Annotated in this window: 15 protein-coding genes and 2 pseudogenes; 3 read left to right on the plus strand and 14 right to left on the minus strand. The window is 31.9% G+C overall.

Features of this window, described 5'->3' with window-relative positions:
- Window positions 1-8 precede the first annotated feature (8 nt).
- From dksA to accD, 5 genes and pseudogenes are all read right to left on the minus strand, one after another.
- Window positions 9-359, minus strand: a complete 351-nt coding sequence (gene dksA / locus MOV50_RS13380) for an RNA polymerase-binding protein DksA (protein WP_321778389.1) — start codon at window positions 357-359, stop codon at window positions 9-11.
- A 9-nt stretch (window positions 360-368) separates the two neighbouring features.
- A complete protein-coding gene (locus tag MOV50_RS13385) occupies window positions 369-827 on the minus strand; it encodes a 23S rRNA (pseudouridine(1915)-N(3))-methyltransferase RlmH (protein ID WP_321778390.1) in 459 nt (152 codons plus the stop codon).
- On the minus strand, window positions 824-1,231 hold the full coding sequence (locus tag MOV50_RS13390; protein ID WP_321779681.1) for a thiamine phosphate synthase: 408 nt from the start codon (window positions 1,229-1,231) through the stop codon (window positions 824-826). Before MOV50_RS13390 ends, MOV50_RS13385 begins: the two co-directional genes overlap by 4 nt.
- Window positions 1,204-1,386, minus strand: a complete 183-nt coding sequence (locus MOV50_RS13395) for a hypothetical protein (protein WP_321778391.1) — start codon at window positions 1,384-1,386, stop codon at window positions 1,204-1,206. Before MOV50_RS13395 ends, MOV50_RS13390 begins: the two co-directional genes overlap by 28 nt.
- Window positions 1,386-2,232: pseudogene (gene accD / locus MOV50_RS13400) on the minus strand (acetyl-CoA carboxylase, carboxyltransferase subunit beta). Before accD ends, MOV50_RS13395 begins: the two are co-directional and overlap by 1 nt.
- 959 nt (window positions 2,233-3,191) lie before the next feature.
- On the opposite strand from accD, the gene MOV50_RS13405 reads away from it, so the two are divergent.
- The 3 genes from MOV50_RS13405 (at window position 3,192) to MOV50_RS13415 (ending at window position 5,347) form a co-directional block, all read left to right on the plus strand.
- Window positions 3,192-3,344 (plus strand): IS3 family transposase, encoded by a 153-nt coding sequence (locus MOV50_RS13405; protein ID WP_415846388.1) that lies wholly within the window; start codon window positions 3,192-3,194, stop codon window positions 3,342-3,344.
- 14 nt (window positions 3,345-3,358) lie between these two features.
- Window positions 3,359-3,586 carry a hypothetical protein gene (locus MOV50_RS13410; protein WP_321778392.1) on the plus strand — a complete coding sequence of 76 codons (228 nt, stop codon included), beginning with the start codon at window positions 3,359-3,361 and terminating at the stop codon, window positions 3,584-3,586.
- 555 nt (window positions 3,587-4,141) lie between these two features.
- On the plus strand, window positions 4,142-5,347 hold the full coding sequence (locus MOV50_RS13415; protein ID WP_321777475.1) for an IS3 family transposase: 1,206 nt from the start codon (window positions 4,142-4,144) through the stop codon (window positions 5,345-5,347).
- Window positions 5,348-5,432: 85 nt separating this feature from the next.
- On the opposite strand, the gene MOV50_RS13420 is transcribed toward MOV50_RS13415, so the two are convergent.
- The 9 genes and pseudogenes from MOV50_RS13420 to MOV50_RS13455 form a co-directional block, all read right to left on the minus strand.
- Window positions 5,433-5,747, minus strand: a complete 315-nt coding sequence (locus MOV50_RS13420; protein WP_321778393.1) for a phospholipase A2 — start codon at window positions 5,745-5,747, stop codon at window positions 5,433-5,435.
- 24 nt (window positions 5,748-5,771) lie between these two features.
- A pseudogene (locus tag MOV50_RS13555) lies at window positions 5,772-5,975 on the minus strand (RHS repeat-associated core domain-containing protein); the annotation flags it as partial.
- Window positions 5,976-6,133: 158 nt separating this feature from the next.
- Complete coding sequence (locus tag MOV50_RS13425; protein ID WP_321778394.1) at window positions 6,134-6,526, minus strand: hypothetical protein; 393 nt, start codon at window positions 6,524-6,526, stop codon at window positions 6,134-6,136.
- 14 nt (window positions 6,527-6,540) lie between these two features.
- Window positions 6,541-11,346, minus strand: a complete 4,806-nt coding sequence (locus MOV50_RS13430) for an RHS repeat-associated core domain-containing protein (RefSeq protein ID WP_321778395.1) — start codon at window positions 11,344-11,346, stop codon at window positions 6,541-6,543.
- A 585-nt stretch (window positions 11,347-11,931) separates the two neighbouring features.
- Window positions 11,932-12,192, minus strand: coding sequence for a phospholipase A2 (locus MOV50_RS13435; protein WP_321779683.1), 261 nt, complete (start codon window positions 12,190-12,192; stop codon window positions 11,932-11,934).
- A complete protein-coding gene (locus MOV50_RS13440; protein ID WP_321778396.1) occupies window positions 12,192-12,560 on the minus strand; it encodes a hypothetical protein in 369 nt (122 codons plus the stop codon). The genes MOV50_RS13435 and MOV50_RS13440 overlap by 1 nt, the downstream gene beginning before the upstream one ends.
- Before the next feature lie 2 nt (window positions 12,561-12,562).
- On the minus strand, window positions 12,563-13,216 hold the full coding sequence (locus MOV50_RS13445; RefSeq protein ID WP_321778397.1) for an RHS repeat-associated core domain-containing protein: 654 nt from the start codon (window positions 13,214-13,216) through the stop codon (window positions 12,563-12,565).
- A 315-nt stretch (window positions 13,217-13,531) separates the two neighbouring features.
- Window positions 13,532-13,966, minus strand: a complete 435-nt coding sequence (locus MOV50_RS13450; protein ID WP_321778398.1) for a hypothetical protein — start codon at window positions 13,964-13,966, stop codon at window positions 13,532-13,534.
- A partial coding sequence (locus MOV50_RS13455) for an RHS repeat-associated core domain-containing protein (RefSeq protein WP_321778399.1) occupies window positions 13,966-18,199 on the minus strand: 4,234 nt, incomplete at its 5' end. The genes MOV50_RS13455 and MOV50_RS13450, both read right to left, overlap by 1 nt.

Here is an 18,199-nt window from a genome sequence, read left to right on the forward strand (position 1 = left end):
TCCTTTAATTAATTTGATTTTTCTACTATTTCTCTACAATCAATGCAGTATATCGCATGAGGTTTTACTTTTAAACGCTGAAAACCTATAGGGTCTTCACACATTTCACAAACACCATACTCCCCCGAAGTAATTTTTCCTAGTGTTACTTGAATCTCTGCTAATTCTTTTGCTTGTTGAGAAACTATTGCGCTCTCCACCAAAGAATTATTATTAACAGCGGCATGATCACCTTCATCATTTAACTCTAAAGCATTAAGCTGACTAAGCTCATCATTTACACCTAAAATATTTTTTTCTATCTGTACTGTTCTACTTTCTAAAATTTCTTTGAAGTAGCTTAACTCACTTGCTTGCACTAAGTATCCTTATTTATGATATGGGTGGTTACTCAATATAGAAAAACCCCTATAAATTTGTTCTAACAAAACTGCTTTTGCTATTTTATGGCTCATTGTAATATTTCCTAAACTTATAACAGCATTACTATTTTTTAAAAAATCTTCCTCAAGTCCATAAGCTCCACCTATGAAAAATTTAATGGACATTTTATCATTTAATAGCTTACTAAATTCAAAACTATCGATTAATTTTCCTTTTGGGTGCAAACTTATACAAAAACCTTTACTTTTATATGGTTCAAAAGCTTTTGTATAAGCCTGTTTTGAGGCACTTGGTGAAATAGTGTGTGATTTTGCAACATCTTTTGAAAATATTTCAATATCTTGCACTTTTGCAAAGCGACTTATCATTTTTGTAAGTTCTTTATATAAAGGGTTGTAAGTTGAACGCTCTTTTTTAGCAATACTTATAATATCTATGTTCATTTAATTAAACCGCTGCCTATTACATTATAGGTAATATTATCAAAATTGTCATTTAACTCAACCCCACCAATAGCTCCAACCAAATGTTTTGACTTTAAAGCAATAGCATCTATACTCTTTCCAAGTACACCGCTTATATCTTTTTTTGTTGTAGTATCTCTATATGCACCTAAACCTATATAGTTTAAGTCCATCTCATTAGCTTGGAGAACTTCTTTTTCATTATGAGTAGAGATGCCAAGAAGTTTTTCACTTCCTATAACTTTTCTAACAATTTTTACTGCTTTAAAAATATCGGCATCTATACTTTTTAAATCTTCTTGTCCAAGATGCACTCCATCACAGAAATCTATAAGTTCATAAACATCATTGACAATTAAAAAACCATCATAATTTTTTCGTATTGTATAAGTTGCTGCTTTATGAAAGGTATATCGATATTTTTATTTCGGTATTGAATTAAAACTGCATTATACTCTTTTGCGATATTTATAAACTCACTTAGAGAGAGTTTATGCCTATTTAGTAAGTCTTCATCACAAAGTGCATAAAGTTGCATTAAGCAGCTTTAAGAAGGGTAAGAAGGTCTGAGAGTGTCTTTTTAAGATCGTTTCTATTTACAATCATATCAATAGCACCTTTTTCAAGTAAAAACTCTGCTCTTTGAAACCCATCTGGAAGAGCCTCTCCGATAGTTTGCTCGATTACTCTTTGTCCAGCAAAACCTACAAGTGCTCCTGGTTCTGCGATGATAATATCTCCAAGTGTAGCAAAAGAAGCACTTACTCCACCCATAGTTGGGTCAGTTAAAACAGAGATATAAGGAAGGTTGTTTTTTGCTAACTTTGCAAGTGCTGCTGATGTTTTACTCATTTGTAAAAGAGAAAATGTACTCTCTTGCATTCTTGCTCCACCGCTCGCACTAAAGATAATCAAACCTTGCTTATTTTCTATCGCTCTATGAACTGCTCTTACAATTTTTTCACCTTCAACAGAGCCAAGAGAACCACCCATAAAAGAAAAGTCAAAAATCACAACTTGAACATCAACACCATTGATTTTCATCTCACCACTAACAACTGATGATTTTCTACCAGTCTTAGCTTCACCCTCTTCTATCCGCTTTTTGTAAGATTTTTTTATCTACAAAATTGAGTGGATCAACTGGTGCTAAATTTGAGTCAAATTCTTCAAAACTATCTTCATCTGCTAATAGTTCTAAACGCTCTTTTACGCCAATACGAATATGATAATCACATTTAGGGCAAACATAGTTTTGGTTTTCTACTTCTTTATAGTACATTAATGATTGGCAAGATTTACACTTTACCCAGTGAGTAGATGAATCAGTATTTGTTATTTGTTTTTTGTCAGAGTTAAAAGAAAAGATGCTAAGTAAATTCAAAAAATATCCTTTAATTAAATAAAATCAACGCGATTATATCAAATTTATACTTTTTCATTGCTTCAATACTCGATTATTTTCTAAATTTGTTTCCAAATTTTTATTAGTATTTAAGGCTTAATGAAAAATACGGGGGTCTAAATAATCATTTTTTCTTATAACTGACTAGATAGTCATCAACCATTTTCAACTTCAAACTTTTAGTAAATCCATTATGTATTTTAAGTAGCTTTTTCATCGGAGAAAATGCTCTACCATCTATAGCATTTGTAGTGTTGTGAATCTTAATATTTTTCTCATTCTTGTAAGTAAAAAGAGCGCGAAACCTGCCCTTGGGGTAGAAGGTAAATTTGTTCTAAAACTTTTATAAGCTGATACAAGTTTTTGATGAGTTAATGATTCTTTTAAGGTATCAGGATTTATAGTCTCTTCTGCCAAGAAACCTTATATCCAATATCTAAAAGTCTTTGAAGAAGTTGTTTATAGTCTTTTGTCAGTTCACTCTGAACATGCTTCCATAGGAGAACTTCAGTTGATAAAATATCTTTGAATACAAGTGTACCAAGTTTGTACCCTCAAGGGGCATCTCATCTTTTTTCTTACCATAAAATGTAGCATCACAAACAATAACTACTGGTCGAGGATTATGAATTTTTTCGATAGGTTCATATTTGCTTATGCCCTTGCGGTACAAATATTTGCTTTCTTATCCATGGGATGCTATGCTTATAATCTTTTGCTAAATGTATTAAGATTTGTCTTCTGTAAATATACTTTTGCGCGTAGCCTGCCCTTGGGGTACAGCCATTTATAAATTAACCTTTGTTTAGTACCAATATAGCATACTTTTAAGTACTTTTTAGACCCCCGTATTTTTCATTAAGTCACATTTAATAAGATATCCTCATACTATTTGGAATCAACTTGACAAATAGGTAATTATTTCCTATAATTATAATATATTTAATACTAAAAAACAAGCGAAATACGAGATATTTGAATATATAGAATTCCATTACAATAGAACTAGGTCACATAGTTATTTAGGTAATTTATCTCCTTCAAGGTTTGAGGAGATTAATTTAATGTTACAAAATGAAATAGCTGCTTAGAGATAAGTCAAAAAGTGTATGAATTTAAGTTACCACTCCAGTTTATGGGAGTGATGACTGCAATACGATATGATAAAAACTTTAAAGTATTTTATGACAGATTAAAAGCCAATGGAAAACACACGACACAAGCTCAAATAGCTGTGATGAGAAAGATAATATTAGTGGCTCATTCTCTATATAAAAATAATCAACAGTATATTAAGAATTTTAAAAATACTGAGGTTAAAAGTATGGACTAGTATTATTGGTTTTTTTGTTACTTTTGGTATCATTGTTATGTTTTTTTAAGGTGGCGACTGACCCTTAGCTTCTGTCCCCGGATTTCTCTGGGATTTCTCTGGATTTCTGAGATGGCTTTTTGAGATGAGAAGCCTCCCTTTAATTGATTTTATTTATTATTTCATTTTTTGTTTTAATCTATATATAAAATATATACTAAAAAAAACTATTAATATGTCAAATATATTTTGAGAATTTATAAACACTAGAAATATATTTATCAATAAAACTATAGTTAAAAAAATAATAGATACAAGGTTTGTAGTATTAGAGATAAATTTTATAGATATAAGATATGCCCAAAAAATACTGATAGTACTAAAAACACTAATTCCATACAGAGTGGCTGTATTGTTATCTACTTCAAACCAAAAAAAACCTATTGAAGAAATCAACATGTATATAACAATAAATAAAATAGCACTTGTATAATGAACCCCTAAAACTGAACCAGTAAAATTTGTTTTCTTATTTCAAAAATGATAAAATTGAAATAGAGAATATAGGAATTAAATATGAATGCAAAAAGAAAAAGTTATAGTGCAAATTTTAAAGCAAAAGTAGTACTGGAAGTTTTAGAGGGTGAAAAAACTGTTAATGAAATAGCTAGTGGATATGAAGTCCTACCTCTAAGTTTAAGAAATTGGAAAAAACAGTTTCTTGAGAATATGTCATTAGCATTTGATAAAAGTACTGTTGTAAAAGAATACAAAGATGAAATTGATACTCTTAAATATGAAAAAGATGCAATTGCAAAAAAACTTGGAGAGACAATTGTTGAGAAGGATTTTCTTGTGGAAAAGCTAAAAAGCTTGGCCTCATCTAAAGAGAGAAAAACTCTACTTGATGCTAAGCATAAATTATCACAGAATAAGCAGTGTCAATTGCTACAGGTAAGTAAGTCGAGTTTGTACTATACTCCAACTAAACCGTTTAGTAGAGGTAAAGACTTGAAAATATTAGATGCTATAAATAATATATATTCAGACTTTCCATCATATGGAAGTAGAAGAATTCATGCTCAACTTTTAAGAGATGGGTATAGCATAGGGAAAAAGTTCGTTAAGAAAGCTATGAAGTATATGGGTATAGAAGCCTTGTATCCTAAGCCTAAGACCACTACAGCAAACAAAGAACATTATAAGTATCCATATCTCCTAAAAGATTTTAGAGATTATGCTGGACGTGTTGTAATTGAAAAAACTAATCAAGTCTGGAGTACAGATATTACTTATATCAAACTGGAAAAAGGCTTTGTATATTTAGCCGCAATAATAGATTGGCATAGTAAAAAAATACTCTCATGGAAACTTTCTAACACAATGGATATTTCCTTAGTTAAAAGTGTGTTAAATGAAGCACTCGCATTTTATCCTAAACCAGAGATATTTAACACAGACCAGGGAAGTCAATATACTTCAAAAGTTCATGTTGATATTCTCAAAAAACACAACATTAAAATTTCAATGGATGGAAAAGGTAGAGCTACTGATAATATTTGCATCGAAAGATTCTGGCGAAGTATTAAGTATGAAGAAATTTATCTGAATGAATATAAGAATATAAAATCTCTCAATCGAGCAATAAAAATATATATGAACTCTTACAACAAAAAAAGATTACATTCGGCGATTGGATATAAAACTCCAAATGAAGTTTATTATAAAGCTGTCAATAATTTAGATCCTAAAGGAGCAAAACTGTTACCACTGGTATCGTAAAGAGGTAAAATAAGAAAACTTGTTTTACTGGTCTTGAAAAAGGGAACCATTATACTTGTATGCACTAAAAAGTGTATATAATTCATTATTTTACTCCTCCCTGAGCATTATTATGTGCAGAAGTTCCAAATCTATCAACAGCAAAATAATAAGCACTTGCTTGATTTAAACACATTTGCTTTAATCCAGGGTCTTTTATATTTTTACATTGCCATTTCATATGATCTAAAAAATTATTATCACATTGACTTTTTTTGGAATTTGGAAAACTATAACATTCATCGTGTCGTTGACAAGATTCTTCAAAACTCCAATTTCCAAAATATCCATTTGGAAATCTTTGCCCTCCATTCGCACCACAACTACTACAAGGGAAAGTAAAATCTCCGGCATTAGACATATCACCCCAAAACAACCCACTAGGATCAATAAACCCAACCGGATTATTCAGTACATACCCATAAAGATTAGCATCTCCACCCTCGAAGTCTATCGGGTCTTTAGCAGTCCACTTTCCTGTTTGTGGGTCGTACTCTCTATATCCAAAGTGAACTAAGTTTGTGTCTTGGTCTTGTAGTCCACCTGCGAAACCAAACGGTACTTTTAGGTTTTGGTTTGTGTCTTGAATGTATCATAAGTTACTTCTTTTACTATTTGGTGTTGTTGGTTACTTACTGCTCTTAGACTTCCTACTTGGTCGTAGTGTAGGTAGAAAGTGGATATTCAACACTCGGGGTGTAATTTACTGTCCCCGGATTTTTATAAGAAGTGGCAACTGAATGTAATTTAATTATTAATATCTGAACTAATAATAAAATTAGCATCTTCTAAAACTACATATTCATCTAAATCTACATAATCATGCGATTCTTCAAAAGATATATGTAAAAATTGTACTATTATTTCTCTCCATAACTTTTTATCCAAATCAATGATAATAGTTTTATCTTCTTTTTTGTTCAATATCTTCTTATCCTTATTTGAATAAAGTTCTATTTGCATATCATCTTCTATTGAAATATAGTTAAACTCATTAAGTAATATATTTTGACCATTAGATACACCTAATACATGCAAGTCTTTAACTAACTGTAAAAAATCAAGCACTTTCCCTCTCCATAAAAAATTTGGAGGAGGTTCTCCTTCTAAATATTCATTGACATATTCAATAATAATCATTATTCTAATCCTTTTTATATGTAACCATATGGCAAAGTATATATATCTTGCCATCTGTTGTTTTTATTACCACCTTGTTTATGGTCCCAATGACCTTTTTTATGGTGCTTATCTGGTAAATGTGGTCTCCATTCACCACCATCTTTATCATAAAGACTTTTTTCACCTCTATTTCTCGGCTTACTTCTCGATGGATAACCTTCCGTACATTCACCATCTGTAGGTGGTTTAGGCCATGTACTTGGATTACCTAAATCTATTCCATCTCCTGTTCCAAGGTCTCCAATAGGAATAATTGGATCAATTGGTACAGTAGTAGGTCTTGGAACTATAAATGGTCTAGTAATTGCAAGTGCATTTAGTCCATCAATATCCACAAAGTTAACCGGATTACTCTCAACATACCCATAAAGGTTAGCATCTCCACCCTCGAAGTCTATAGGGTCTTTAGCAGTCCACTTTCCTGTTTGTGGGTCGTACTCTCTGTATCCGAAGTGAACTAAGTTTGTGTCTCTGTCATGTAGTCCACCTGCGAAACCAAATAGTATTTTAAACTCTTTGTTTGTATCTTGGAGTATATTACCAAATGTATCATAAGTTATCTCTTTTATGATGTTATGGTTTTTGTCTGTTATGAGTTTTAATGTTCCTACTTGGTCGTAGTGTAGGTAGTATGTTTGGTTGTTCATTGTCATACTTGTTGGCATTCTGTTGTTTGTGTAGTTAAATCTTTGAGTTAAGTTATTGTCTTTATTGTAGATTGCTAGTAGAGTTGTCAGGTTTGCCCAGAGGTATTTTTCTACTATTTCGTTATTTACCTCTTTTGCTACTCTTTGGTTTAGTGCGTTTTGATAATAGATGATTTTAGTCTCTTTTTCTTGCTGTGCATCTTCATATACTGTTATTTGAGAATCTGGTGATATTGTACTTATATCATCTACTCTACCATTTCCTCTTATTAAGAAACCGTTTACTGAGATAAGTTCATTATCACCATCATACTCTTTTAAGTCAGCTTCTAAGTTTCTTGTAAATGTTTTCCATGAACCGTTATAGGCATCTGCTCCTAGTCCGTGATGTATATAAGTTCCGTTTTCATGCATACCTTTATCTGTATCACTTGCTGTATAGTAGATATATCTATGACCTTTTGTTGTTTGTATGCTTATATAGATTACAAAGCTATCACTATATTTCATACTCCACTGCAATGTTTTATCTGTAGTATTATTCCAAGAGTTAGGGTTTGTGTTCCCTGTATAGCCCATTCTATAACCATTACTTGTTCTAGCACCATTAAACTCTATGACATGACTCTGTTTATCTTCATCGTAGATGGTTGAGATAGATGCTCCAACTGGTGTTGAATCATATAGATGCCATTTATCACTTTGAGCTTTAGTGATGTTTACTCCTGTTAATGCTCCTAGTGTGTTGTAAGTGTAAGAAGTTGTTCCACTGTTTGGTGTTATTTTTTCTATAAGGTAACCATCATTATCATATCTATATGTAGTATCTCCATATAGTTCTAGGTTATCATCTAGTGTATAGCTTGCAGTTGTTGTTACTCCATTAACTGTAGCTTCTAGTCTATTACCATTTGCATCATAGCTATATGTTTCATTCTCACTATATCCATTACTTAACAATCCTATATCATCAACCAGTCCAGACCCTCGGATAAGAAATGTCTCAACAGATAAAAGCTCATTATCACTCTCATACTCTTTCAAGTCAGCTTCTAAGTCTCTTGTAAATGTTTGCCATGAACCATTGGAACTATCTGTTCCTAATCCATGATGGATATAAGTTCCGTTTGCATGCATACCTTTGTCTGTGTTAGTGTTTGAATAGTAGATATATCTATGACCTTTTGTTGTTTGTGCTCCTATATATATTACAAAGCTTTCATTGTAGTTCATACTCCACTTTATAGATTTTTCTGTAGTATTACTCCAGCCACCAAATAAGTATCCATTACTAGTTGCTTCACCTTCTAGTTTTATGACTCTACTTTGTTTATCATCATCATATACATTAGAGATACTAGCATCTACTGGGTCATCATCGTATACTCTCCATCCTAGTGTATCTATATCTTGGGCATCTTCATAAGTAACTGACGCTATAGTGCCTGTTGAAGTTAATCTTCCTCTCTCATCATAAACATAACTATGTTCTATACTTTTATTGTTTTTAAAAGTCTCTATCTTTTTAATGATTTGGGCATTGCTATTTCTTACAAGCTCTATTTTAAAAGTATTATCTTCTTGACTTTTTAATTCACCATAGCCATTAAACTTAGTAGTTAAAGAGTAGTTATTATCAGATGTAGTTATTTTAGAGTTCTCATAGTCTCTGCTAATACCAAAGTCACCTGAAGTAGTTAGTTCATTATCTTTGTTATAGAGATAGTTTGTTGTAGTTCCTGCATAGGTAATACTACTAGGCAAGAAGTTATTATTGTAAGTGTATGAAAGAGTTGTGTTTAATACACCTGCTTGAATCATCTGTGTGAGTAGTTCTCCATCATAGCTAAAGTTAAAACTCTCATCTGCTCTGCTGATACTAGATGGATTGTTTTGGCAAGCGTAGTTGTAGTTTGTTGTGCCCTTTAGTGTTTGTATGCTTGATAATCTTCCATTTAGATATGTATAGTCTATATTTGCACCGCTTGGTCTGTTTACATTTGTGATTCTTTTTTGTTTATCATATGAGTAAGTTGTAGTTGCGTTTAGAGGTGAAGCCATCGAAGTTCGTTTATTTACTCCGTTATATCCAAATGTATGTTCTGTTGGTGTTGGGGTTGTGAGAGTTGTTATATTCCCATTACTGTCATAGCTGTAGTTTAGTGTATGGTTATCTGGATAAGTGATACTAACAAGACGATTTTTAAGGTCATAGCTATAGTTTGTAACTCTATTAGATGCATCTGTAACACTACTTAAATTACCTCTATTGTCATATGTATATGAGATAGTTCTTGTGCCCTGTTGTGTATTGAGGATTCTACCTTGTTCATCATAGATATAAACTATTGGTTCTAAGTTAGCTATTTCTACTTTAGTTGGCAGTAGAGTCTCTGGGTTATAAGAGATAGTGCTTACTCTTGATTGTGCAGATGTGATAGTCTCATTTGATAAGTTGTAATCTCTTATGCTTGTTGTTATTGCACCGTTACTCTCTACACTACTCTCTTTTTTTACTAAGCTATTGTTTATATCAAATATATATGTTTGAGAGTAGTTTGTGGTTTTACTTAGTCCACTTGGCATCTGAGTTGTTATACTACTTGGAACTCTTTTTTGAGTTACAGGGTCTTTGTCTGTTTGATAGTTTAGAGTTGTTGAAACTCCGCATCTATCTGAAGTGCTACTTGTTCCATCTATACTTGAAGAAGTATTAAATATATCTCCACTTGCTATGATTGTTTTACTTACCATTGAACCATCAGCTAAAAAGTAGTCTCTGTATGTTGTAGTATCTCCGCTAGCTTTATTTACTATAGTTTCGTTGTAAGTATCATTTGTGCTATTTGAAAAGCTCCAGATTCCTTGCTGGGCATCTGTAACTTTTATGACTTTTCCATTATCATCAAACTCATGTATAAACTCATTACCATTTGGTTCTATTTCACTTAGCATTAGATGATTTTCATATACGAACTTATAGTTTGAACTGTCTTCGTATGTTACATTTATAAGGTCTTTGTTTGCATCTATAGATATACTATTTATTTGTCCATGAGGTGTTGTAATAGAAGTAACTATATTATTTGCATCTCTGTTTATGGTAGTTGTATTTGCAAAAGCATCTACTATTGAGATAAGAGAGTTATTTGAGTTATAACTAAATGAGTAGAGAGTCTTTTTAGTGTAATTATCTTTAGTAAGTATATGACGGTTACTTGAGTCAAAGATATAACTCTCATCTCCTAAACTAACTGTAGTTGTATTATTCTTTTGAGACTTATAAGCCTTAACATTTAAAAGGCTTCCACTTCCTAGATGCAGATAGTCTCCATCTAGAGTATGATGAAGGTTTAGGCTCCAACCATGAGCTATAGTAGTATTACTTAAGTAGTCACTTTGGTAATGGAGATTTATCTCACTTCCTATTAGTTCTATATCTTCATGGAATATTCCTGAGGTTGGAGAAACGAAGGAGCCTACTGGTATATTTCTACATCTCTTTGTATCTTCATCTTCTATTTTTATGCATCTGTACTCTTTTTTACAGTCTTGGATTCTTTCTTGTACAAAGCCTGGTAGGCTGAGACATTCAGCTGAACGGTTATTGTCTCCTTTCCAGGTGAAGGGGATACTTTCGTTTGTGGCTGTGGTTGGGAAGGTTGTGTTTGGGAGTTGGCAGGTTGGGGCTACACATATTCCGTTTGCATCTGGAATTTGTCCTTCTGGACAAGTTGGGTCTGTATAAGTTCCAAAATATTCTTGAGTTTGTATTATTTCTCTATCATATCCTTTAACTTTATCTGTTCCATTTATTATTTTTATATAACAAGCTCCACCAGTTCCAAAATAACTAGTTTCAATCCATCTTCTACAAGTAATTAAAGTATTTCCATTGTGATTGCTAGGACAATTAGTGGAACTGTAATTTTCTCCTTTTGGAATTTTTTCAATTAATTCACCGTCTGAATAAGGTATTTCTCCTGGTATTAAGTTATAACAAGCATTCCCATTATAATAGCTCATACTTACATGAACCCAAGGTTCAGAAACACCTGTATAAATAGTATAATTTGCAGATAAAGAAAATGAAAAAACAAAACTAATCAATAAACCAAAAATAAAATGCATACAGAAAACCCTCTATTTAAAATTATTTATAAATGTATCTTAAAATTTCTTATATTGTTCTTTTTAGTTCGATTTTGTAGTATTTATCTTAAAATATTAAACCTCATAGTGTAATTTTATATCTACAGATATGATTTTTATTACTGTCTAACTTTATTTATACCTTCCATATTGGAAATATGGAATAAGAAAGCTTGAAGCTCAATAACGAGAAACGGAAAAACTGGAAATATAGTTATTTCATAGTCTTATAGAAGTAGGAACGAGAGAATTTATGTCATCATTTCTTAATCCAAAAAAATATAATCGAAACACTAAAAGAAAATATAACTGAAATAAAAAAGCTTATTAATACAAACGAATCAATATATCCTAAAGTGATATAGTTAATAACTTGTAATAAAAAACCCACTATCAAAGCACTAATTATAGCACTTTTATAAAAATTTATAAAAATTTTATTAATCCAAAAACTAAGCACGATTGATATAATTGCAATAGTTGAATAAAAAATAATTCCAAGCATTTAAGTAGTTCCTCCTTTTATAAATTTAACTTAATATCAAATTGACATAAGTATTTCATTTAATTGCTATTTTGTGCATTTTGATAAGCACTCTTTCCAAATACATTCACAGCGTCATAGTAATCATATGCATGCTTAAAACAACCTGACTGTAATAAAAAAGGTTCATTTAAACAAGATTGCTTCATATCATCTAAAAAACTTGAATCACACTCGTCTTTAGACATTCCACTATTACTATAACAATTGTCATGGTTCACACAGCTCTGTGTAAAATTAAAATTAAAAGATGTATCAGGAACTAATAAGGTTGCTAGGATTAGTTATTTATATCTTTTGAATTTTTATGTCTCATAGAAATATATATTAAAAGAATAAAAGCAAATATTTGTATTAAAATAAATAAAACACCTTGGTATCCAATTGATAAAATAGGATTTTTTATGAGATTTATATAAATAAATAAAACTAATCCAGATAAACATATCAAAATATAAATATTTTTATTTATTAATTTATATGATACTCCTGCCAAAAACAGTGTAATTATTGCTAATAGTAATATAATACTATTTTCAAATTCACTTTGTTGATTAGCAAACCACATAGCACCAATATATACCATGAAAGAAGAAAATAATAATAATATTCTCGTGCTGATTTCGAGTATTTTTGTTATTTTTGACATTTTTAATTCCCTTGTGCATTGTCATATGCTTTTTGAGATTCTCTTTGCAATACAGGAATTTCTCTTAATCCCCATCCATAAGGATCTGTTAATTCAACATCGCATTCAAGTTTTGTTTTACTACAATCACTATAACATTTATCATGCTTTCTGCAAGAATTAGGGAATAAATCAGGTATCCATCTCGCTGCTTTTGTTCCCTCTGCACCACATGTTCCACCAAATGGTCCATACCCTTGTCCGGCACTTGAACCTTTACCATCTCCACCCATAGCAGCAGGAACACCTCTACCAACTAATAATGGATTCAACCCCTCAGGATCCACAAACCCAACCGGATCCCCAAGAACATACCCATAAAGGTTAGCATCTCCACCCTCGAAGTCTATAGGATCTTTAGCAGTCCACTTTCCTGTTTGTGGGTCGTACTCTCTGTATCCAAAGTGAACTAAGTTTGTGTCTTGGTCTTGTAGTCCACCTGCGAAACCAAATAGTATTTTAAACTCTTTGTTTGTATCTTGGAGTATATTACCAAATGTATCATAAGTTATCTCTTTTACTATTTGGTGTTGTTGGTTACTTATTGCTCTTAGACTTCCTACTTGGTCATAGTGTAGGTAGTATGTTTGCATGTCTTGTGTCATGCTTATCGGCATTCTTGCATCTGCGTAATTGAAACGCTGTGTTAGATTGTCATCTTTGTCATAAGTAGCTAGCAGTGTTGTCAGGTTTGCCCAGAGGTATTTTTCTACTATTTCGTTGTTTACTTCTTTTGCTACTCTTTGGTTTAGTGCGTTTTGATAGTAGATGATTTTAGTCTCTTTTTCTTGCTGTGCATCTTCATATACTGTTATTTGAGAATCTAGAAGTTTGGACTTGATTAGTCCTTTTTAATTTGAAGTTTGGCAGCTTACCCTTAGCTTTAATTGCTATCCTGTCCCCAGATTTACAGGAGAGTTAAAAAAAAATATTTATTTATAGCTTGGATATGATTCAATATTTAAAATTATTTTTTTACAAAAGTCATTTAAATTTTCAGGGCATGTATTGATTAAGTTACTCTTGACATTTTTTAGTTGAGTATCTAATAATGTTTCATCAATATGATAAATGACAAATTCTTTTAAACTTGAATTTAAATATAATAATTTTTGAGCTTCTTTATTCCAATTATGAATAAGTAAATTTGCACTTACTTCACTAAATCCTTCTGCTATAGAACCATCATCACAGTGGTAGTATTGTTCATAATAAGATTTAAATTGTATCCAATTTGATATTTTAGGTATTACTTCTTCAGCTACAATAGCCTCTTGTTTTGTACACTCCTTTGTACTGGCAAATATATCTAGTGAAAACATTGTGAATATTAAACTTAGAAAAAGTATGTATGTAAATTTAGTCATTATTTAACCTTTATTGATGTTAATGCATCTGTTTTATGTAATTCTAATAAATATTTTGTAGCCTTATTTGTAGTTCTTATACAACCTAGAGTTTTTGATGCTGGTCCTTTTCTACCAGAATGTACACCCATTCCAGAACGACCTTTTACAGTAAAAACAAAATTTCCATTTGAACCATATGGACCAGTTTTTTTACTTTCTGTATGAGCTTTATAATGAGAATATTTATACGTTCCATCTTTCCAAGGTCTAGTTTTGGAAGTAGTATTATTTTGAGCTGGAAAACTAATTATTTTTTCTCCTTCACTATTGTAAATTGTCAATGTTTTATTTTCTCTATTAAAAATTAATCCACTCAACCCCTCAGGATCCACAAACCCAACAGGATCCCCAAGTACATACCCATAAAGGTTAGCATCTCCACCCTCGAAGTCTATAGGGTCTTTAGCAGTCCACTTTCCTGTTTGTGGGTCGTACTCTCTGTATCCGAAGTGAACTAAGTTTGTGTCTCTGTCATGTAGTCCACCTGCGAAACCAAATAGTATTTTAAACTCTTTGTTTGTATCTTGGAGTATATTACCAAATGTATCATAAGTTATCTCTTTTATGATGTTATGGTTTTTGTCTGTTATGAGTTTTAATGTTCCTACTTGGTCGTAGTGTAGGTAGTATGTTTGGTTGTTCATTGTCATACTTGTTGGCATTCTGTTGTTTGTGTAGTTAAATCTTTGAGTTAAGTTATTGTCTTTATTGTAGATTGCTAGTAGAGTTGTCAGGTTTGCCCAGAGGTATTTTTCTACTATTTCGTTATTTACCTCTTTTGCTACTCTTTGGTTTAGTGCGTTTTGATAATAGATGATTTTAGTCTCTTTTTCTTGCTGTGCATCTTCATATACTGTTATTTGAGAATCTGGTGATATTGTACTTATATCATCTACTCTACCATTTCCTCTTATTAAGAAACCGTTTACTGAGATAAGTTCATTATCACCATCATACTCTTTTAAGTCAGCTTCTAAGTTTCTTGTAAATGTTTTCCATGAACCGTTATAGGCATCTGCTCCTAGTCCGTGATGTATATAAGTTCCGTTTTCATGCATACCTTTATCTGTATCACTTGCTGTATAGTAGATATATCTATGACCTTTTGTTGTTTGTATGCTTATATAGATTACAAAGCTATCACTATATTTCATACTCCACTGCAATGTTTTATCTGTAGTATTATTCCAAGAGTTAGGGTTTGTGTTCCCTGTATAGCCCATTCTATAACCATTACTTGTTCTAGCACCATTAAACTCTATGACATGACTCTGTTTATCTTCATCGTAGATGGTTGAGATAGATGCTCCAACTGGTGTTGAATCATATAGATGCCATTTATCACTTTGAGCTTTAGTGATGTTTACTCCTGTTAATGCTCCTAGTGTGTTGTAAGTGTAAGAAGTTGTTCCACTGTTTGGTGTTATTTTTTCTATAAGATAGCCATCTTCATTGTATCGGTATGTGTTGTTGTCATATACTTCTAGGTTGTCATCTAGTGTGTAACTTGCAGTTGTTGTTACTCCATTAACTGTAGCTTCTAGTCTATTACCATTTGCATTATAGCTATATGTTTCATTCTCGCTATATCCATTACTTAACAATCCTATATCATCAACCAGTCCAGACCCTCGGATAAGAAATGTCTCAACAGATAAAAGCTCATTATCACTCTCATACTCTTTCAAGTCAGCTTCTAAGTCTCTTGTAAATGTTTGCCATGAACCATTGGAACTATCTGTTCCTAATCCATGATGGATATAAGTTCCGTTTGCATGCATACCTTTGTCTGTGTTAGTGTTTGAATAGTAGATATATCTATGACCTTTTGTTGTTTGTGCTCCTATATATATTACAAAGCTTTCATTGTAGTTCATACTCCACTTTATAGATTTTTCTGTAGTATTACTCCAGCCACCAAATAAGTATCCATTACTAGTTGCTTCACCTTCTAGTTTTATGACTCTACTTTGTTTATCATCATCATATACATTAGAGATACTAGCATCTACTGGGTCATCATCGTATACTCTCCATCCTAGTGTATCTATATCTTGGGCATCTTCATAAGTAACTGACGCTATAGTGCCTGTTGAAGTTAATCTTCCTCTCTCATCATAAACATAACTATGTTCTATACTTTTATTGTTTTTAAAAGTCTCTATCTTTTTAATGATTTGGGCATTGCTATTTCTTACAAGCTCTATTTTAAAAGTATTATCTTCTTGACTTTTTAATTCACCATAGCCATTAAACTTAGTAGTTAAAGAGTAGTTATTATCAGATGTAGTTATTTTAGAGTTCTCATAGTCTCTGCTAATACCAAAGTCACCTGAAGTAGTTAGTTCATTATCTTTGTTATAGAGATAGTTTGTTGTAGTTCCTGCATAGGTAATACTACTAGGCAAGAAGTTATTATTGTAAGTGTATGAAAGAGTTGTGTTTAATACACCTGCTTGAATCATCTGTGTGAGTAGTTCTCCATCATAGCTAAAGTTAAAACTCTCATCTGCTCTGCTGATACTAGATGGATTGTTTTGGCAAGCGTAGTTGTAGTTTGTTGTGCCCTTTAGTGTTTGTATGCTTGATAATCTTCCATTTAGATATGTATAGTCTATATTTGCACCGCTTGGTCTGTTTACATTTGTGATTCTTTTTTGTTTATCATATGAGTAAGTTGTAGTTGCGTTTAGAGGTGAAGCCATCGAAGTTCGTTTATTTACTCCGTTATATCCAAATGTATGTTCTGTTGGTGTTGGGGTTGTGAGAGTTGTTATATTCCCATTACTGTCATAGCTGTAGTTTAGTGTATGGTTATCTGGATAAGTGATACTAACAAGACGATTTTTAAGGTCATAGCTATAGTTTGTAACTCTATTAGATGCATCTGTAACACTACTTAAATTACCTCTATTGTCATATGTATATGAGATAGTTCTTGTGCCCTGTTGTGTATTGAGGATTCTACCTTGTTCATCATAGATATAAACTATTGGTTCTAAGTTAGCTATTTCTACTTTAGTTGGCAGTAGAGTCTCTGGGTTATAAGAGATAGTGCTTACTCTTGATTGTGCAGATGTGATAGTCTCATTTGATAAGTTGTAATCTCTTATGCTTGTTGTTATTGCACCGTTACTCTCTACACTACTCTCTTTTTTTACTAAGCTATTGTTTATATCAAATATATATGTTTGAGAGTAGTTTGTGGTTTTACTTAGTCCACTTGGCATCTGAGTTGTTATACTACTTGGAACTCTTTTTTGAGTTACAGGGTCTTTGTCTGTTTGATAGTTTAGAGTTGTTGAAACTCCGCATCTATCTGAAGTGCTACTTGTTCCATCTATACTTGAAGAAGTATTAAATATATCTCCACTTGCTATGATTGTTTTACTTACCATTGAACCATCAGCTAAAAAGTAGTCTCTGTATGTTGTAGTATCTCCGCTAGCTTTATTTACTATAGTTTCGTTGTAAGTATCATTTGTGCTATTTGAAAAGCTCCAGATTCCTTGCTGGGCATCTGTAACTTTTATGACTTTTCCATTATCATCAAACTCATGTATAAACTCATTACCATTTGGTTCTATTTCACTTAGCATTAGATGATTTTCATATACGAACTTATAGTTTGAACTGTCTTCGTATGTTACATTTATAAGGTCTTTGTTTGCATCTATAGATATACTATTTATTTGTCCATGAGGTGTTGTAATAGAAGTAACTATATTATTTGCATCTCTGTTTATGGTAGTTGTATTTGAAAAGGCATCTGAGATGGAGGTAAGAGAGTTATTTGAGTTGTAAGCAAATGAGTAGAGAGTTTTATCTGTATAGTTATCTTTAGTAAGTGTATGATTATTATTTGAGTCAAAGATATAGCTTTTATCTCCTAAGGTAACTATAGTACTATTGTTCTCTTGTGATTTATAATCTTTGATGTTTAGAGAAGTTCCACTTCCTAGATAAATATAGTCTGCATCTAAAGTATGATGTAGGTTTAGGCTCCATCCATGGGCTATTGTCTTGTTGTTTAGATATTCACTTTGGTAATGGAGGTTTATCTCACTTCCTATTAGTTCTATATCTTCATGGAATATTCCTGAGGTTGGAGAAACGAAGGAGCCTACTGGTATATTTCTACATCTCTTTGTATCTTCATCATCTACTTTTATGCATCTGTACTCTTTTTTA

Origin of the sequence: Sulfurimonas sp. (assembly GCF_029027585.1) — a bacterium.
In the GTDB taxonomy this organism is placed as follows: domain Bacteria; phylum Campylobacterota; class Campylobacteria; order Campylobacterales; family Sulfurimonadaceae; genus Sulfurimonas.